Origin of the sequence: Bradyrhizobium sp. NAS80.1 (assembly GCF_001908205.1) — a bacterium.
GTDB lineage: Bacteria > Pseudomonadota > Alphaproteobacteria > Rhizobiales > Xanthobacteraceae > Bradyrhizobium.
Genome location: NZ_LGHL01000414.1, coordinates 1 through 1,297, shown reverse-complemented (window position 1 = coordinate 1,297; position 1,297 = coordinate 1). Strand labels below are relative to the sequence as shown.

The following is a 1,297-nucleotide window of genomic DNA, read 5'->3' as shown; positions in this document are numbered from 1 at the left end:
AACTGAAGAATGTAATTCTAGCCGTGTCTCGATCATTCGCGTTTTTACACAGCCAGGGTCATTCTCGACCGACTCTGCGGGTTCGGCTGGTGTTCGATGTCTGCTCTTCCCCGAAACCGACCAGCTTATTGCGTGGCAACGAATTGGCGCGAAGGGCCATCAGCGGACATCGAATCTTAGTTTTGAAGTGAAGGCAAACTACGCTTCGTCCACACCGTCGATGCTCATGGCGCCCGCGCCGTAGGTCATTACGTAAAGGAAGCCGCCTGCCATCACCAGGTTCTTATAGAAATGGATCATGTTGTTGAAGTCCCCGGCCGCCAGGTGAACACCAAAGCCGGTGCCTAGGCAGAAAACGACGAGCGCTGCAGCCGCCCACCGAATCTTGAAACCTACCAGGATGGCCAATCCAGCGAGAAGATGGAAAACGATGGAAATCCAAACCGCCACATCGGGAATTGGTACGTGGACGGTCGCAAAATACTTCGCCGTCCCGCTCGGATCGCGCAGCTGGAAGATGCCGTCCCAGATGAAAAGGCCAGACATCAGCAAGCGCGCAAGCGGAGGCAAGTAGGCTTTCATGGCGTGCATGGCTCGTCGCTCCGTTCTCCCCATCCGGCGGTCTGTTCGTTGTGGTCGCAACGTACTCATCAGACGGGAGTAAAAACGATGGAATTGCCCGGATCCGCATATCCGTACACGCTTGCAACACTGGCAATGACGTTTGCCGGATTCTGCGCAATCGTCATCGTTCTGCGCCAAACGACTGGCAAAGGTATATCGGGCTTCCACCTTGTTCTGACGCGATTATACTTGGAATCCGGACTTTTGTCGGCGGCGTTCTGCATGTTGCCTCCATTGTTGGCACTTTGCGGCCTGACCGAGACGACGGTTTGGCGCGTCTCGAGCGCGATCATTGCAGCGGTGCTGCTCTGCTTCGGGGCGACCTATCCAATGCGGCGCGCTGCTGTTACGGCGGGCTCGCTGCCGAGCACGCGCTGGATGCCAACGCCTCCGTCTCGATGCTGGTCGTCGTCGCTCTCGTTGGCAACGCCGCCGGGTTTCCGTATCGCCCGACCATTGGACCGATAGCTGTCGCTGCTACCTGGTCATTGGGCTGCGGGGCCACGGTCTTCGTATTGGCGCTCAATGCGGTTTGGACGGACACTGCCGAGGTTGAGACTAACCGCTGAAGTCCGTTCCGGGTCTTGGCCGTGTAAAAACGGCTTTACAGGGCCGTCGGCCTTGAAGCCCAAACTGGGCCGGCCTCAGGCCGTGATCGCGGTGATCAGCGGCC

The 1,297-nt window shown here is 58.0% G+C and carries 2 protein-coding genes; both read right to left on the bottom strand.

The window, feature by feature from the left end; translation table 11 throughout:
* Positions 1 to 198: 198 nt before the first annotated feature.
* Positions 199 to 591 (bottom strand): DoxX family protein, encoded by a 393-nt coding sequence (locus AC629_RS43950; RefSeq protein ID WP_168195765.1) that lies wholly within the window; start codon positions 589 to 591, stop codon positions 199 to 201.
* A 59-nt stretch (positions 592 to 650) separates the two neighbouring features.
* Positions 651 to 848 (bottom strand): hypothetical protein, encoded by a 198-nt coding sequence (locus AC629_RS47545; RefSeq protein WP_168195764.1) that lies wholly within the window; start codon positions 846 to 848, stop codon positions 651 to 653.
* Positions 849 to 1,297: the final 449 nt, after the last annotated feature.